The organism is Herbiconiux sp., from assembly GCF_023264855.1.
Taxonomy (GTDB): domain Bacteria; phylum Actinomycetota; class Actinomycetes; order Actinomycetales; family Microbacteriaceae; genus Herbiconiux.
Map to the genome: position 1 here is coordinate 46,144 of NZ_JAHFUW010000013.1, position 15,317 is coordinate 61,460.

The following is a 15,317-nucleotide window of genomic DNA, read 5'->3' on the forward strand; positions in this document are numbered from 1 at the left end:
CGTTTCCGGGCGATCTTCTTCGCCGTGTCTTTGGTGGCCTGGGCCCGGGTGCCGAGCACGTAGCCGGTGACACCGAACGCGATCGCGACGACCCAGACGAGTGGTTTGGACATGATTCCTTCTTTCTGCCCCGGAGGGGTCGAGCCCGCTATTGCAGCCGGGTGGTGGAGGTGATGCGGGCCCGGAATCCGCCGCTGATCTGCACCAGCGCCGGCAGCTGCCGGCCGAGCAGCAGGTCGAGGGCGCGCACGGCGTCCTCCACGATGACGGCGGCATCCTTCGGAGACACGCCCCGGCGGCAGGTGACCGAGATCTTCAGCACCGGGGTGCGCTTCACGCGGTAGGTGCTGACGTGCGAGGCGACGAACTCGGGTCGGCCGCCGATCGCATCCTGCAGCACCTGCTCGGCGACGGCGGACTCGACCACCGTGGCGCCGTGCTCGCTCGTGCTCTCCCGCACCGCGATTCCGGTGTGGCCGCGGCCCTGACGCACGATGAACACGATCAGCAGGATGACCGCCAGCACGGCGAGCACGAGGAGTGCCGGCAAGATCCAGCTCACCCCGGTGTCACCGAGCGGCGTCTGCTGCAGCCATTCGGACACCTGGGCGGTGACCTGGCCGGTCGCATCCTTGCAGCCGTCGCGCACCACGGGGATGAGCACGGCAGCTGCGGCGGCCGCGCCCACGACGAGCAGGAGCAGGCCGACGAGCAGGATCAGAAGCCGGTTCGCGGCTCGATTGGTGCTGTTCATGCGCCGATCCTCCCGTTCTCCGAGATGCGCACCCGGGCCCGCACCGGCGGCGTGAGCCGGTACGACTCGAGCTGCCGGGCCACCTCGCCGGTCACCGCGTCACGATCGACGGGGATGCCCGACGTGGGCGTGAGGTGCACCGCCGCGTGCCGGTGCGAGACCGAGACGGAGGCGTTGTCGGGATCGACGGAGCCGGCGACGGAGGAGTGCCGGGCCAGGGCCGAGGCGATCACCTCGTTGTCGACGACGACGACGGTGCGCTCGGACTGCAGCAGGTGCCGCGCCCGGCGCCCCGGGGCGATCGCCGCGATGATCAGGACGAGCCCGATCACTGCGGCGACGATGCCGGCGGCGGCCACGATACCTGCGGGAGCCTGCACGAGGTTCACCGCGGAGGTGAACGTGTCGACCGGGGCCACCAGCAGGGCCGGTGCTCCCAGCAGCGCGATCACGATCTCGGTACCGAGCCAGGCGATGACCACGATCAGCAGCACCGCCAGCACGATCGCGAGCAGCGAGCGGGGCGAGTGCGTCTCGCGCCGCGCGATGCGACGGTAGATGCCGGGCGTGCTCATCGCACCCTCTCCTCTTCTTGGATGTCGGCGGCCGAGAGCCGCACGACGACCCGGCCGATGGCCGAGCCCGTGATGTCTGAGACCCGGTCGCGGATCGTCTCCTGGGCACGGGCCGCCCGGTCCAGGACCGTACCGCCTGCGCGGTCGATCACGCCGGGGCCGGAGTGCACCCGTGCCAGCGACACCACGCGGATCGGCGTGGTGACCGTCAGCACGAGCAGGCCCTTCTCGTCGGCGAGGTCGACACCGACACGCTTGGGTGCGACCCCGAGCGCGTCGGCCGTGACCGCCGCCACGACGCGGCTGAGCGCCTTGGACGTGATGCGGTTGCGACCTCGGTTCGACTGCGGAGGGGTTCCCGCCGCGACAAGGTTCGTCGCGGCGGCGCTCATGAGGAGGAGCGCTTTCCGCGGAAAGCGCCGACCAGGGCCGACACGTCGAGCTTGCCCTCGACGATCCGGCCGATCACCGCGCCGATCGCCATGGCGATCGCGACGAAGAAGAAGGCCCAGAAACCGACGACGACCCAGGTGAGGGCCAGGACCGCCCCCACCAGGATTCCGGTGCGGGTTGCGGAGGAGGTCACTGGACTCGCGCCTCAGCAGCCTCGTCCTTGTCGTCGGAGGGCAGGTGCACGTCGTTGACGGTCACGTTCACCTCGGTGACCTCAAGACCCACGATGGTCTCCACGGCGCGGATGATGTTCGCACGCACACCATCGGCGACATCCTGCAGCGGGGTGGGGTAGTCGGCAACGATCGTGACGTCGACCGCGACCTGGGTCTCGCCGACCTCCACGCTGATGCCCTGGGTCTGGTCGGTGCCGGCCACGGCCTCACGGATGGCACCGAACGCGCGGGCCGCTCCGCCACCGAGGGCGTAGACGCCGCGCGCCTCGCGGGCGGCGATACCGGCGACCTTCGCCACGACGCCGTCGTTGATGACGGTCTTGCCGAGCGCGGTCTGAGTGGAGGTGGGGGTGTTCACGGCCGGGGTGGCGGGGGTGGTAGGCGTTGCCATGGTGTTCTCCTTCGGGTCGTCCCCGGAGCTGTCCGGGGTTCTACGTGGTTACGCAGATGAGACGGGACGAACGGGTGATTCGTCACACATCCCAGTTGAAAAGATTTCGCTGCCGACGCCGAACCGGATTGCCCGGGGTACAGATCTCAGTAGTCGGCTACCGGAACGGGGTGGGCAGGGTGCCGAGCACCGCGCCGTCGAGCATCACCGTGACGTCGTCGTAGATCGAGACGCCGACCGGGAGGCTCGTGATGTAGTTCGCGATGCGGACTTCGCTGGAGCAGGCACCGGTGGTCTGCGATCGGGTCTCGCAGTCGACCGTCGTGGCGTCGATCAGCACCACGTCCCGGAGCGTGGGGCTGCAGCCTCCGCCGATGGTGGTCCACAGAACGGTCAGCGCGCTCTGGTCGGCCCAGCGCACCCCGGGCTGCGAGTCCTCGGCGCCGACCGGCCGCCAGGGCCAGGCGCCGGCCGGTGGTCCGCCCAGGGGCTGGGGGCCTTCGGATGCGGGCAGGAGCTCACCGACGACACGTCCGTCGAGCGAGACGAGCACGGGGACCGCGCGGTCGAAGCCGGCCGGAAGCACCGTGACGAAGGCCTTCAGCTTCCCCGCCAAGGGACAGTCCTGCTCCACCGTGCTGGTGACCACGTCGGCGCCGGACGGGCCCAACTCGACCGCCTCGAGCACCTCGGTGCAGTAGGCGTAGCCCCTGACCGACATCCGGAAGACGCCCGCCTCGGCATCGACCCACTCGACCGGCGGACGGGCCGGGTCGTACGTGGTCTCCTCCCAGCGGACGCCCGCATCCGCGGTGGGTCTCGGAGACGGATCGGCGGTCGCGGGAACGCACGCGGTGAGGAGGGCCGTCAGGGCGAGAGCGGCGGTCGCGACGAAAGGCGCCCGTCGGCGTGCACTTCTCACGACCCGACGCGCTCGAGCCGGGCGAGTTCGACGCCGGCCGCGTCGAACGCTACGAGGATTCCATCGGCGATCGCGATGGAGCGGATGCTCGCCGGGTCGAACGCGAGCGATGGGCTGCAGAGACCGGAGTCGGATGGGAGAAGAGGCGCGAGGAACAGGGTGCCGTCGCCGGTCCAGGCGACACCCTTCCCCGCAGGGGGCTCCGGATGGTTTGCGGAGTGGCAGTCGTCGACCAGATAGTCGTCATCGCGGAAGGTGACGGTCGCTCGGTCGTCTCCGGAGCCACCCTCAACGGCCCACGTGCCGAGCAGGTCCTCGTGCGATGCGGGCGACCACCCAGGGCCGAGCGGAGCAGGGTCATCGAGCCGGCTTCCGGGGGTCTCGTCCGAAGGAATCGACGAGGCAGTCCCCTCCGTGGGCGCCGAGAGCCGGCCGGCCACCGTGCCCGCTCCGTCGAGCAGCTCCCAGCCGCCCTCTACCGCTCGATAGCCGCGCAGGGTCTCGCCCCAGCTCGTGTCGGGGTTCAGCGGCTGCAGGTCGTCGGTCAGAAAGCAGGCCTGGTCTCCCCCCGCGCCGCTCACGGCCAGGAGGCCGCCGGCCGCCGCGAACTGCCAGAAGATCTGGCCGCAGTCGCGTTGCACCGTGATCGTCTGTGCGTCGATCCGGACGGTCTCCGAGTCCGCTGACGGGGCATCCGTCAGCGTCCAGGAGCCCAGCAGGCCGAGCGCCGACTCCGTAGCGGCGGAGGAGGAGGTTCCGGATGCCGCGGAATCCCCGGAGAGAGCCTCCCCCTGCGGTCCCATCGACGAGGCCGACTGCGACGGAACGGGCGCCGGTGCAGCTTCGGGGGCCACCGGCAGCGAGGTGGTCACGATGAGGACGGCGCCGGCGGCCAGTGCGGCCACGGCGAGCCCGGCGGCGGCGAAGCCGAGGCGGCCGCGGAGGGCGCGAGGGCGCGCCGGCGAGGGATCGGCGTGCTCGACGGCGAGCGCGCGGATGGCGTCTCGGCGGTCAGGATCGAGCGTCATCGGGCACCTCCAAGGGGTCAGCGGCGGGATGGAGATGTGGATCGGGCAGGGGATGCGGATCGGGCAGGCGGGGCGCATCGGGCAGCGGGCGCGGATCGAGCTGGTCACCGAGCGCGGTGGAGAGGCGTTTTCGGGCACGGGCCAGCCGTGACTTGACGGTGCCCTCGGGCACGTCGAGCAGTTCGGCCGCGGCCGAAGCGCTCAGCCCCTCGACCAGGCAGAGCACCAGCACCTCGCGGTCGCGGGCGGACAGCGTGGAGAACTCGGCGCGCATCCGCTCGTCGAGCTCAGCGCGGTCCAGGCGGTCGGCGACGTCGTCGGCGTGGTCGGGGTGCACGGCGGGCTCGGGCAGCCTCTCGAGCAGGGCGCCGTAACGGCGGCGCGAACGGGTGAGGTTGCGCGCCACGTTCGTAGTGGTGAGCAGCAACCAGCCGATGATCGACCCGTCGACCACGCGCACCCGGTCGCGCAGGCGCCAGCACTCGAAGAACACCACCGCCGTCACCTCCTCCGCATCGTGCACCGAACCGGTCGCCTGCAGGGCCCGCCCGTAGACCCGCGCGTAGTGCGCATCGAACACCTGGCCGAACGCCCGACCGCCGCTCGCCTTGGCGGCGCGCCACAGCGCGGTCTCGTCGATCTCCCCGATGCCCACACCTAAGAATGTCCGCTCGGCACGGATCGGGTCCATCCGCCCCGAGATCGCCGGCCGGGTCGTGCGATCACGTGCTTACGGCAGGTTTTCGACGGGATCGCGCTACCCGGGTGGTGGTGGGAGCGCGCAGCCGCCAGCATGGAGTCATGAGCGAGCAACCTGCGGTGAGCGTGCGAGGGCTGCGTAAGCAGTACGGGACGTTCACGGCCGTGGACGGGATCGGGTTCGAGATCGCGCGGGGCGAGACGTTCGCGCTGCTCGGGCCGAACGGGGCCGGCAAGAGCACGACCGTCGAGATCCTCGAGGGCTACCGCGACCGCGACGCCGGCGAGGTGAGTGTGCTGGGGGTCGACCCGCAGCACGCGACGCTCGCCTGGAAGGCGCGCATCGGCATCGTGCTGCAGCAGACCGGCGAGAGCGGCACCGTGACCGTGCGCGAGCAGCTGAGTCACTTCGCGAGCCTGTACCCGCATCCGCGCGACATCGACGAGGTGATCGCCGCTGTGGGGCTCGAGGCGAAGGCCAAGACCCGCATCAAGGCGCTCTCCGGCGGCCAGCGACGGCGGGTGGATGTCGCCCTCGGCGTGATCGGCCGGCCCGAGCTGCTCTTTCTCGACGAGCCGACCACGGGTTTCGATCCCGAGGCCCGGCACCAGTTCTGGGAGCTCATCCGCTCGCTCTCGCGGGAGGGCACGACGATCGTGCTCACGACGCACTACCTCGACGAAGCGGCTCAGCTGAGCGATCGCGCGGCCGTGATCGCGGGCGGGCGGATGCTCGACATCGGTCCGGTCGACACGATCGGCTCCGAGCAGGCGCGGGTGCCGCTGGTGCGCTGGCGCGACGACTCCGGTCTGCACGAAGAGCGCACCCACGAACCCGCGCGGCTCGTCGCGCAGCTGGTGGCGGCGCAGGGCGAACCGGTCGAGCTGGAGGTGATCCGGCCGTCGCTGGAGGACGTGTACCTCGAGCTGGTCGGCAGCGCCGAGGCAGAAGAGGCCACCGCGGGAGCCGCTGGAGCCGCGGCCGAGGTGACCGCATGAGCGCCCAGACGGATGCGCGCGCGGCCGCCGGCCGATCCGGAACCGCGTTCGGCCCCCTGCGGGCGCTGCGACTCGGCGCCGCCCGGATCGTCTACGAGACGCGGCTCTACTTCCGCGCCGGCGACACGGTGTTCTTCACGTTCCTGTTCCCCGTGGTGCTGCTGGGCATCTTCTCGGTGGCCTTCGACGGGCTCGGCAACGTGGGCACGAACGCCGACGGCAGCGGCGGCATCAGCCAGGCCGCCTACTACCTGCCCGGCATGATCGCCGCCGGCATCCTGCTGAGCGGGGTGCAGAACCTCGGCGTCGACATCGCGGTGGAGCGAGGCGACGGCACCCTCAAGCGCCTCGCGGGCACTCCCCTGCCGGTGCTGTCGTACTTCATCGGCAAGATGGGGCAGGTGCTCGTCACCTCGGCGGCGCAGGTCGTCTTGTTGCTGCTGCTCGCGCGATTCGCGTTCGGGGTGCAGCTGCCCGCCGATCCGCAGCACTGGATCACGTTCCTCTGGGTGTACCTGCTCGGCATCGTGACCGCCGCCGTGCTGGGCATCGCGATCTCGCGGCTGCCCCGCAGCGGCAAGAGCGCCTCGGCCGTGATCATCCCTCCGCTGCTGATTCTGCAGTTCATCTCGGGCGTCTACCTCAGCTTCGCGCTGATGCCCGAGTGGCTGCAGAACATCGCGAGCGTCTTTCCGCTCAAGTGGATCGCGCAGGGGATGCGCGCGGCGCTGCTGCCGGAATCGTTCGCCTCGGCCGAGCAGGGTGGCGACTGGAACCTCGTAGGCGTGGCGACCGCGCTCGGCATCTGGCTGGTGGCGGGGCTGATCCTGTGCCGCGTGACCTTCCGCTGGATCCGCAAGGACAGCTAGGCCTGCCCGACCGCGTCGAAGGCGCTAGGCGTTCTCCTTGCGGAACGTGCGGGTGCCGACGTAGAGGCCCAGGGCGAAGAGCACGATCGTCCAGATCACGCCCCACATGGTGGTGAGGGTGAAGAAGTTGCCGAGGAACAGCTCGCGGATGGCGTTCACGATGTACTTCGTGGGCATGAAGTCGGAGACCGTCTGCAGCCACTGCGGCCCCATGGTCATCGGCAGCAGGATGCCCGAGAGCAGCAGCACCGGCAGGGCGATGCTGTTGATCACCGGAGCCATCACGTCTTCGCTCTTCGTGGTGAGGGCGAGGGCGTTGGATGCCGCGGCGCAGGCCGCACCGAGCAGCACCGTGAGGATGAGGCCGAACACCATGCCGAGGATGGAGCCGGTGAGACCGAACAGGAACGCCAGCCCGATCAGCACGATGCCCTGCACGAACAGCTGCAGCACATCGCGCAGGATGCGCCCGAGCAGCAGCGCGGTGCGGCTGGCCGGCGTGACCCGCTCGGCCTCGATCACGCCCGCCCGCCACTCGGCGATGAGGCCGAAGCCGGCGAACAGGGCGCCGAAGAGGCCCAGCTGCACCAGCAGGCCAGGCACGAACAGCGTGTAGGCGTTCTGCGCCCCGAGCTGCGCGGCGATCGGCTCGAGCAGCGGGCCGAACAGCACCAGGTACAGGATCGGCTGCACGAGGCCGATGATGACCCAGGCAGGGTTGCGCAGCGCCATCCGGAGCTGACGGCGGAAGACGATGACGGTCTCTCTCCAGAACGATCCACGCATGACTAGGCATCCTCTCGGAGGGAGCGGCCGGTGAGGTCGAGGAACACGTCGTCGAGGGTGGGGCGGCGCACCTCGAGCGACTCGAGGGAGATGCCCGCTGCATCCAGTTCGCGGATGAGGCCGGCGATCTTGGTGCCGGATTCGCGCACCCGGGCACTGACCCCGGCGCCGTCGGTGGTGAGCTCGGCATCGGCGATGCCGCCGAGCAGTTCGGCCGTGCGGGCGGCCTGCTCGGTGTCGCCGACGACGAGCTGCACCAGGTCGCCCGACACCTGGCGCTTCAGCGCATCGGGGGTGTCGCTGGCCACGATCGTGCCGTGGTCGATGACGAGGATGCGGTCGCAGAGCGCATCGGCCTCGTCGAGGTAGTGCGTGGTGAGGAAGACGGTGGAGCCGAGGTTGGTGCGGAGGTCGGCGATGTGCGTCCAGAGGTTCGCCCTGGCCTGCGGATCGAGACCCGTGGTCGGCTCGTCGAGGAACACCAGCTTCGGGTCGTGCACGAGGCCCATGGCAATGTCGAGCCGGCGTCGCTGGCCGCCGGACATGGCGCGGGGCTCGCGCGTCCAGAGGCCCTCGAGGTCGAGCTGGCCGAAGAGCTCGCGGCCGCGGGCCTCGGCCTGCTGCTTGCTGATGCCGTAGAGCATGCCGTGATCCATGATCTCCTCGCCGGCGCGCGCCTCGGGCGAGGTGCTGCCGCTCTGCGAGACGTAACCGATGCTGCGGCGCACCTGCTGCGACTGCGTGGCCACGTCGAAGCCGGCCACCGTGGCCGAGCCGGCGGTGGGTTTGAGGAGGGTGGTGAGCATCCGGAGCGTCGTCGTCTTTCCGGCGCCGTTCGGGCCCAGGAAGCCGACGATCTCGCCCTCGGCCACGTCGATGTCGACACCGGCGACGGCCTTCACCTCGACCTTCTCCTTGCCCTTGCCGCGCCCCGCGAACGTACGGGCGAGGCCTCGTGCGTGAATCACCTGGTCTCCTTCGGTCGGCGTTTTCGGCGCGTGCGATCGCGTCCATTATTCAAACTTGAATAGGTGCTGTCAAGAGCTGGAGAAGGTCCATGCGCGCTCATATACTCGGGCCATGGCCACCCTGACGACCCGTGCCCTGCTGCTGGGTGTGGTGACCCTGTTCGAGCCGGCCAACGGGTACCAGCTGCGGCGCGAACTGCTGTCGTGGGGTGTGGAGGACTGGGCGCACATCAAGCCGGGGTCGATCTACTCGATGCTGTCGACGTTCGCCAAGCAGGGGCTGATCGAGCGCCACGACCTCGCCGAGGGCGAGGCGGCGGGGGGTGAGGGCGCTGGGGGCGCGGGCGCCGGGCGCACCGTCGCCGTGTACACGATGTCGGATGCCGGCCGCACCGAGCTGAACCGGCTGCTGACCGAGGCGGTGCTGACCGTGAACGCGATGGATCCCTCGGCGTTCCGGGTGGCGCTGAGCCTCGCGCCGCTGATGCCGCGCGACGAGATGGTCGCCGCGCTGCGGGCGCGCTCGGCGACCGCGGCCGCGGCGTGCGAGGCACTGCTGGAGAAGATCGGCTTCGTGGCCCGCGGCTTCGCGCCGCCCCACGTGGCGCACAGCCTCGAGCTCGAGCTTCGGCTGATCGAGACCGAGCGCGGCTGGCTGGAGGGCTACCTCGCCACAATCGAGGCGGGCGGGCTGGTGTTCGCGGGCGAGGCGGACTGGGCCTGGACTCCCCCGGCCGACGACGCCGGCTGGCAGATGGTGGGCGAGTCGGCCCGCTACCGCGAACAGATCGAGGCCGGCGGTTCAGAAGTGCAGAAATAACGCAGACCGACGCTGTATATGGGGTCGGTCGGCGTTATTTCTGCAGTTCTGAACCGAACAGGCGCCTCAGAGGGCGTGGCCGAGGAAGACCGGCTCGGGCTGCAGCAGCACGCCGAACTCGGCGAGCACGCGGCCCTGCACGAAGCGGGCGAGTTCGGCGATGTCGGCGGCCGTTCCGGCGCCGGTCGCGGCCGCCGTGTTCACCAGCGCGAGCGTGTGCTTCGACGAGATCGCCGCGGTGGAGCCGGGCAGGGCGAAGCCCTTGCGGATGCCGGCGTGCTCGATCAGCCACGCCGCGCTGAGCTTGACGTGGTACTCCGGCGGAGCGGGCTGCGCGCTGCGGTCGCCGTCGAGCGCGATCTCCATGCCGTCTTCGAGCGGGATGACCTGGTCGGCCTCCTCGGGCTCGATCTGCCAGCGCGGCGCCGTCGCGGGCAGCGTGCGCGCGAAGTGCTCGGTGACGACCGGGTTGGTGAAGAACGAGCCGGCACTGACGGAGTCGGGGTCGGCGGCGTCCAGCACCATGCCCTTGGAGGCGCGCAGCCAGAGCACGGCCCGGCGCACCTCGGCCAGGGGCAGGCGTTGGCCCACCTCGATGCCGAGCGCCCCGGCCAGCTGGGCGTAGGCGACGGGCTCGCTGAGCGGCTCGGCGGCGGCTCCTGCCCCGGATGCCTCCGCCGCGGCATCCCGCAGCTCGAAGGTCACCGACAGCACCACGCCGCGCCGGCCGCGCTTGAAGACGGAGCTGCGGTAGCCGAGTTCGAGCTCGTCACGCGTGAGACGCTGCACCTCGCCGCTCGCCTCGTCGAGGAAGTCGAGCGACACGATCGCCGATGCGACCTCCTGCCCGTACGCACCGATGTTCTGGATCGGCGCCGCCCCCACCGAGCCGGGGATGCCCGACAGGGCCTCCACCCCGCTCAAGCCGTTCTCGACGGTGTGCCGCACGAAGTCGTCCCAGGGCTCACCGGCCTGCACGCGCAGACGCACGAAGCCCACCTTGGCCATCACGGGGGCGATGCCCCGGGTGGCGACGCGGATGACCGTTCCCTCGAAGCCCTCGTCGCCGACGACCACGTTCGAACCGCCGCCGAGCACGAACCAGTCGTCCTCATCGGCCCACACCCCGCGGGCGAGGTCGAGCAGCTGCTGCTCGGTGGTCGCCTCGACCAGCCGTTCCGCGGGGCCACCGACCTGCAGGGTCGTGAAGCGCGAGAGCGGCACGGCCGCGGCGGCCTCGGTCATGGCAGCCGTACGCGCAGCTGGGCCTTGCCCAGCACGGTCTGCTCGGCGGCGCTGACCGTGAGGTCGATGCGCGCGGTTCCCGCGGCCTCGTCGAGCTGGCCGATCTTCGCGACGACCGTGATCTCGGCACCGGTCTCGGGGTCGACCACCACGGGGCGCGTGAAGCGCACGCCGTACTCGGTGAGCCGCGACGGGTCGCCCAGCCACTGCAGCACCGGCTGAACCGCCAGGCCCATGGTGAGCATCCCGTGCGCGAGCACACCGGGCAGGCCCACCGAGGCGGCCACGTCGTCGCGGTAGTGGATGGCGTTGAAGTCTCCGGATGCGCCCGCGTAGCGCACGAGCGAGTCGCGGGTGAGCGGGTAACGGCCCTCGGCCACCACCTGGCCCACCTCGTAGCGGTGCACGGTCGCGCCCTCGCCGAACCCGGCCTCGTCCGCTGCCTCGCCGCTCATGCGTCGGCCCGCACGACGAGGGTGGCCACGGCGGTGACGACGGGCTCGCCCGCCGCATCCTGGATCTCGGTCTCGGCCGTCAGCATGGCGTTGCCTCCCAGGCTCTTGATGCTCGTGACACGCAGCCGCGCGGTGAGCTCGTCGCCCGCCACGATCGGGCGGGTCGAGATGAAGCGCTGCTCGCCGTGCACCACGTCTTCGACCACGAACCCGGCGTCGCCGTCGGCGAACAGCTGGTCGAGGGTGAGCTGCTGCACGACCACCGCGAAGGTGGGCGGGGCCACCAGATCGGCGTGGCCGGCAGAGCGGGCCGCCTCGACGTTGAAGGACACCGGATCGGTCGCGAACACGGCACGGGCGAACTCGCGCACCTTCTCGCGGCCGACCAGGTACGGACTCGTCTTCGCGAACACGCGTTCGGTGAGTTCTGGGTTCACTGGCACGTCTCCAGTCTACGGAGGGGTGACCCGTGAGCGGCGGGCATCCGCTCGTCCAGTAGGGTCGGAGGGTGCGACTCGGTGTACTCGATGTGGGATCCAACACGGTTCATCTGATCGTCGTCGACGCGCATCCGGGGGCCCGGCCCGTGCCGGCCGCCTCGCACAAGTCCGTGTTGCGGCTGATGCGCTACCTGCAGCCCGACGGCAGCATCAGCGAAGAGGGCGTGCGCGCGATCGTCGAGGCGATCGCCGCGGCCACCGAGGTCGCTCGCCGTGAGGGCATCGAGGAGTTGCTGCCGATGGCCACCTCGGCGCTGCGCGAAGCGGCGAACGGCGAGGCGGTGCTCGCGCGGATCGAGGCCGAGACCGGCGTCAAGCTCGGCGTGCTCACCGGTGAGGACGAGGGGCGCCTGACGTTCCTGGCGATCCGGCGCTGGTACGGCTGGTCGTCGGGCAACATCCTGCTGTTCGACATCGGCGGCGGTTCGCTGGAGATCGCGGCGGGCTCGGACGAGTATCCCGAGGTCGCCGTGTCGCTGCCGCTCGGGGCCGGGCGCACGACGATCCAGTTCTTCCCCGACGATCCGCCGACGCCCGAGCAGATGCTCGAGTTGCGCGCGCACTCGCGGGCCGTGATGCGGGCGGATGCTCTGCCGCTGTTCGCCGCGCTGCCTCCTTTCCAGCACGTGGTCGGCTCGTCGAAGACGATCCGTTCGCTGGCCCGGCTCGCGGGCTCGACCCGGCCGAATCCGTCCGGCTCCGGCGAGCCGACGGTCACGCTGCGCCGCGCCGACCTCAAGGACTGGATCCCGCGGCTCGGGCAGATCCCGGCCGAGGCCCGTCAGGCGCTGCCCGGCATCACGCCCGACCGCACCTTCCAGATCGTGGCCGGCGCCGTGGTGCTGCACTCGGTGATGAAGCTCTACGACGTGGAGGAGCTCGAGGTGTCGCCGTGGGCGCTGCGCGAGGGTATCCTGCTGCGCTACCTCGACGGCCTCGGCTGAGCTGTCAGCGCTCGCGCGACACGGCCCACATCGCCACGGCGCTCGCGGCGGCCACGTTCAGCGAGTCGATGCCGTGCAGCATCGGGATCTGAACCACCGTGTCGGCGGCCGCGATCGCCTCGGGTGTGAGCCCCTCACCCTCGGCGCCGAGCACGAGCGCGATCTTCTCGGGGAGGTGCGCTTCGAAGTCGCGCAGGCTCACGGCATCCGGAGTCAGAGCGAGCGCCGCAGTGTGGAATCCGTGTTCGCGCAGCAGCGGGGCGAGCTCGTGCCACTCACCGGTGCGCGTCCAGGGCACTTGCAGCACCGTTCCCATGCTGACCCGGATCGCCCGCCGGTAGAAGGGGTCGGAACAGCGCGGGGTGACGAGCACCGCGTCGGCGCCGATGGCTCCGGCCGAGCGGAAGATCGCGCCCACGTTTGTGGGGTCGACCACGTTCTCGATCACGACGATCCGGCGAGGGGCGGTGGTCGCGGTCGCGGCGGTGCCACCGGTGCCGGTGCCGGCCAGCAGGGCTTCCGGATGCGGTAGCGCCGGGCGGTGCATCGAGGCGATCAGCCCGCGATGCAGGATGTACCCGGTCAGCTCGGCCAGCAGCTCGCCGGGCCCCACGAACACCGGCACCTCGTCATGCCCCGCCGCGGCGAGCGCCGCCACGGCCTCGTGCTCGCTCGCTCCGAGGGCGAGCACCGAGCGCGGAACGTGGCCCGCCCGCAGCGCCCGCTCGAGCACCAGCAGCGACTCGGCCAGGTACAGCCCGTGCTCCCGCCCCGCTTCGCTCCGCCGCGCGTTCTTCAGTGCCACGTCGGTGGCGTGCGCGTAATCCGCCAGCCGTGGGTCGCCGAGGTCGCTGATGGTGATCACAGGCACCCCCGAAGTCTAGGCATCACCACCTCAGTGCCCCCACCCCGCCGAAGCGGCGGCGTGTACGTCGCTTCGGCGGCGTGAGGGCGGCCAACTCGCGAGCGTCATCACGCACCGCACCGTGCGCCGCAGCGGCGGCGGCGCACCAGGCGGGCTTAGTTTCGCGACGACGTCAGTCGTTGCGAAACCAAGTGGGCCTGCTCCAACAGCACATGCCCGAGCTCCGGTTGCCGGTCGGGGCGGAAGCGGGACTCGATGCCCGTGAGGCTGAGCGCCCAGGCGGGGCGGCCGGCCTCGTCGAAGACGGCGGCGCCCATGCCCCAGCTGCCCTCGAGGATGAGGGCCGGGTTCACGGCGTACCCCGTCTCGCGCGTGGCCGCGATCCGCTCGCGCACGGCACCCGAGGCGTGCTGCTCGCCCCATTCGGCCACGAGCGGCGATCCCTCCAGGTACGAGTCGATCTCGCCGTCGGGCAGGAACGAGAGGATGGCGAGGCCGGCCGAGGCGACACCGAGCGGAAAGCGCACCCCCTCGTGCAGCACGAACGAGCGGATGGGAAAGCTGCCGTCTTCACGCAACAGGCACACGGTCTCGTTCCCCCGCCGCGCCGAGAGGAATGCGCTCTCGCCGGTCTCCCGGGCGAGCAGGCGCACGCTCTCGCGGGCCGCATCCGAGATGTCGTAGCGGTCGGCGGCGAGGGATCCGAGCAGGTACAGCTCGGGGCCGAGGAACCACCGGCCGCGCCGGGTGTCGTGGTCGAGAAATCCCTCGGCCGCGAGCGAGGTGAGCAGCCGGTGCGTGGTGGGGCGGGTGAACCCGGTGGCGTGGGCCACGGCGGCCGCCGAAGCCCCGTCCGGATGCTCGGACACCACCTTCAGCACCCGGCCGACCCGGGAGACGAGCTGGGCTCCTCGGATGGGATCGGGCCGTCCGCGCGTCGACTTGTCCATATTGTGAGCATAGCGGCGCGCCCGCGCCACACTGCAAGAGAACAACGGATGACCGGCAAAGACTGCTTTGACAGCATCCGCATGCCCTTCTAGCGTGAGGGACACGGCCCGCCCTACGACCACTAAGTGGACACGCGGGCGGCCGATGATCATCCGTCACGAAGGAGTGCCCATGTCGAAACTGTGGCCCAGCGCCGCCGAAGCCCTGCACGAGACGGTGCGCGACGGATCGGTCGTCGCGGTGGGCGGATTCGGCCTGAGCGGCAATCCCACCGACCTGATCGAGGCACTGCGCGACACCGGGGCGACCGGCCTCACGATCGTGTCGAACAACATGGGCGTCGACGGCAAGGGCCTCGGCCTGCTGCTCGAGAACAAGCAGGTGGCGAAGGTGATCGCGAGCTACGTGGGCGAGAACAAGCTGTTCGCGCAGCAGTACCTCGACGGCGAGCTCGAGGTCGAGTTCGCCCCGCAGGGCACGCTGGCCGAACGCCTCCGGGCCGGCGGATCCGGCATCGCTGGCTTCTACACGAAGACCGGGGTCGGCACACCGGTCGCCGAGGGCAAACCGCTGGCCGAGTTCGACGGCGAGACCTACCTGCTCGAGCGCGGGATCGTGGCCGACGTCGCCCTCGTGCACGCCTGGCGCGCCGACGCCGAGGGCAACCTGATCTACCGGCACACCGCACGCAACTTCAACCCGCTGGTGGCGACCGCGGGGCGCGTCACCATCGCCGAGGCCGAAGAGGTGGTCGACGGATTCCTCGACCCGAACGCCATCGTGACTCCCGGCATCTTCGTGCAGCGGCTCGTCACGGCCGTGCCCCGCGAGAAGGACATCGAGCAGCGCACCACTCGGCCGCGCACGGCCGCGGTGGCCTGACCGCCTGACAGCACCCCGAGATCAAGGAGACTGCA

General features: G+C 70.8%; 20 protein-coding genes. 5 read left to right on the forward strand and 15 right to left on the reverse strand.

What is annotated here, in order from left to right; genetic code table 11:
• Positions 1 to 148: 148 nt before the first annotated feature.
• From Q0D75_RS07400 to Q0D75_RS07435, 8 genes are all read right to left on the reverse strand, one after another.
• Positions 149 to 754 (reverse strand): hypothetical protein, encoded by a 606-nt coding sequence (locus Q0D75_RS07400; protein ID WP_291051166.1) that lies wholly within the window; start codon positions 752 to 754, stop codon positions 149 to 151.
• A complete protein-coding gene (locus tag Q0D75_RS07405; RefSeq protein ID WP_291051168.1) occupies positions 751 to 1,329 on the reverse strand; it encodes a DUF6286 domain-containing protein in 579 nt (192 codons plus the stop codon). The genes Q0D75_RS07400 and Q0D75_RS07405 overlap by 4 nt, the downstream gene beginning before the upstream one ends.
• A complete protein-coding gene (locus tag Q0D75_RS07410; protein WP_291051170.1) occupies positions 1,326 to 1,721 on the reverse strand; it encodes a hypothetical protein in 396 nt (131 codons plus the stop codon). Before Q0D75_RS07410 ends, Q0D75_RS07405 begins: the two co-directional genes overlap by 4 nt.
• Complete coding sequence (locus Q0D75_RS07415; RefSeq protein ID WP_291051173.1) at positions 1,718 to 1,915, reverse strand: DUF2273 domain-containing protein; 198 nt, start codon at positions 1,913 to 1,915, stop codon at positions 1,718 to 1,720. Before Q0D75_RS07415 ends, Q0D75_RS07410 begins: the two co-directional genes overlap by 4 nt.
• On the reverse strand, positions 1,912 to 2,349 hold the full coding sequence (locus Q0D75_RS07420) for an Asp23/Gls24 family envelope stress response protein (protein WP_291051176.1): 438 nt from the start codon (positions 2,347 to 2,349) through the stop codon (positions 1,912 to 1,914). Before Q0D75_RS07420 ends, Q0D75_RS07415 begins: the two co-directional genes overlap by 4 nt.
• A 157-nt stretch (positions 2,350 to 2,506) precedes the next feature.
• Positions 2,507 to 3,271 carry a hypothetical protein gene (locus tag Q0D75_RS07425; protein ID WP_291051179.1) on the reverse strand — a complete coding sequence of 255 codons (765 nt, stop codon included), beginning with the start codon at positions 3,269 to 3,271 and terminating at the stop codon, positions 2,507 to 2,509.
• The gene (locus Q0D75_RS07430) at positions 3,268 to 4,299 is read right to left on the reverse strand and encodes a hypothetical protein (RefSeq protein ID WP_291051181.1); all 1,032 of its coding nucleotides are present in this window, start codon (positions 4,297 to 4,299) and stop codon (positions 3,268 to 3,270) included. Before Q0D75_RS07430 ends, Q0D75_RS07425 begins: the two co-directional genes overlap by 4 nt.
• Positions 4,283 to 4,954: a sigma-70 family RNA polymerase sigma factor gene (locus Q0D75_RS07435; protein WP_291051184.1), complete on the reverse strand. Its 672-nt coding sequence runs from the start codon at positions 4,952 to 4,954 to the stop codon at positions 4,283 to 4,285. Before Q0D75_RS07435 ends, Q0D75_RS07430 begins: the two co-directional genes overlap by 17 nt.
• A 146-nt stretch (positions 4,955 to 5,100) precedes the next feature.
• On the opposite strand from Q0D75_RS07435, the gene Q0D75_RS07440 reads away from it, so the two are divergent.
• Positions 5,101 to 5,997, forward strand: a complete 897-nt coding sequence (locus tag Q0D75_RS07440) for an ABC transporter ATP-binding protein (protein ID WP_291051187.1) — start codon at positions 5,101 to 5,103, stop codon at positions 5,995 to 5,997.
• The gene (locus Q0D75_RS07445; protein ID WP_291051189.1) at positions 5,994 to 6,866 is read left to right on the forward strand and encodes an ABC transporter permease; all 873 of its coding nucleotides are present in this window, start codon (positions 5,994 to 5,996) and stop codon (positions 6,864 to 6,866) included. The genes Q0D75_RS07440 and Q0D75_RS07445 overlap by 4 nt, the downstream gene beginning before the upstream one ends.
• A 24-nt stretch (positions 6,867 to 6,890) precedes the next feature.
• Here Q0D75_RS07445 and Q0D75_RS07450 read toward each other — a convergent pair whose 3' ends face one another.
• Together Q0D75_RS07450 and Q0D75_RS07455 are read right to left on the reverse strand one after the other, a co-directional pair.
• Positions 6,891 to 7,652, reverse strand: coding sequence for an ABC transporter permease (locus Q0D75_RS07450; RefSeq protein WP_291051192.1), 762 nt, complete (start codon positions 7,650 to 7,652; stop codon positions 6,891 to 6,893).
• A gap of 2 nt (positions 7,653 to 7,654) precedes the next feature.
• A complete protein-coding gene (locus Q0D75_RS07455; RefSeq protein WP_291051195.1) occupies positions 7,655 to 8,620 on the reverse strand; it encodes an ATP-binding cassette domain-containing protein in 966 nt (321 codons plus the stop codon).
• A 112-nt stretch (positions 8,621 to 8,732) separates the two neighbouring features.
• On the opposite strand from Q0D75_RS07455, the gene Q0D75_RS07460 reads away from it, so the two are divergent.
• Positions 8,733 to 9,440, forward strand: coding sequence for a PadR family transcriptional regulator (locus Q0D75_RS07460; protein ID WP_291051198.1), 708 nt, complete (start codon positions 8,733 to 8,735; stop codon positions 9,438 to 9,440).
• 66 nt (positions 9,441 to 9,506) lie between these two features.
• Here Q0D75_RS07460 and Q0D75_RS07465 read toward each other — a convergent pair whose 3' ends face one another.
• The 3 genes from Q0D75_RS07465 to Q0D75_RS07475 are packed head-to-tail and all read right to left on the reverse strand — an operon-like array spanning position 9,507 to position 11,583.
• The gene (locus Q0D75_RS07465; protein ID WP_291051201.1) at positions 9,507 to 10,685 is read right to left on the reverse strand and encodes a UDP-N-acetylmuramate dehydrogenase; all 1,179 of its coding nucleotides are present in this window, start codon (positions 10,683 to 10,685) and stop codon (positions 9,507 to 9,509) included.
• Positions 10,682 to 11,140, reverse strand: a complete 459-nt coding sequence (locus tag Q0D75_RS07470; RefSeq protein WP_291051203.1) for a MaoC family dehydratase — start codon at positions 11,138 to 11,140, stop codon at positions 10,682 to 10,684. Before Q0D75_RS07470 ends, Q0D75_RS07465 begins: the two co-directional genes overlap by 4 nt.
• A complete protein-coding gene (locus Q0D75_RS07475; protein ID WP_291051205.1) occupies positions 11,137 to 11,583 on the reverse strand; it encodes a MaoC family dehydratase N-terminal domain-containing protein in 447 nt (148 codons plus the stop codon). The genes Q0D75_RS07470 and Q0D75_RS07475 overlap by 4 nt, the downstream gene beginning before the upstream one ends.
• 65 nt (positions 11,584 to 11,648) lie before the next feature.
• Here Q0D75_RS07475 and Q0D75_RS07480 point away from each other — a divergent pair, with 65 nt between their 5' ends.
• On the forward strand, positions 11,649 to 12,584 hold the full coding sequence (locus Q0D75_RS07480; protein WP_291051208.1) for a Ppx/GppA phosphatase family protein: 936 nt from the start codon (positions 11,649 to 11,651) through the stop codon (positions 12,582 to 12,584).
• A gap of 4 nt (positions 12,585 to 12,588) precedes the next feature.
• On the opposite strand, the gene Q0D75_RS07485 is transcribed toward Q0D75_RS07480, so the two are convergent.
• Together Q0D75_RS07485 and Q0D75_RS07490 are read right to left on the reverse strand one after the other, a co-directional pair.
• Positions 12,589 to 13,455 carry an RNA methyltransferase gene (locus tag Q0D75_RS07485; RefSeq protein WP_291051210.1) on the reverse strand — a complete coding sequence of 289 codons (867 nt, stop codon included), beginning with the start codon at positions 13,453 to 13,455 and terminating at the stop codon, positions 12,589 to 12,591.
• Between the two features lie 149 nt (positions 13,456 to 13,604).
• Positions 13,605 to 14,399, reverse strand: coding sequence for an IclR family transcriptional regulator (locus Q0D75_RS07490; RefSeq protein ID WP_291051212.1), 795 nt, complete (start codon positions 14,397 to 14,399; stop codon positions 13,605 to 13,607).
• Positions 14,400 to 14,571: 172 nt separating this feature from the next.
• Here Q0D75_RS07490 and Q0D75_RS07495 point away from each other — a divergent pair, with 172 nt between their 5' ends.
• Positions 14,572 to 15,282 (forward strand): CoA transferase subunit A, encoded by a 711-nt coding sequence (locus tag Q0D75_RS07495; protein ID WP_291051215.1) that lies wholly within the window; start codon positions 14,572 to 14,574, stop codon positions 15,280 to 15,282.
• The last annotated feature ends 35 nt before the right edge of the window (positions 15,283 to 15,317 follow it).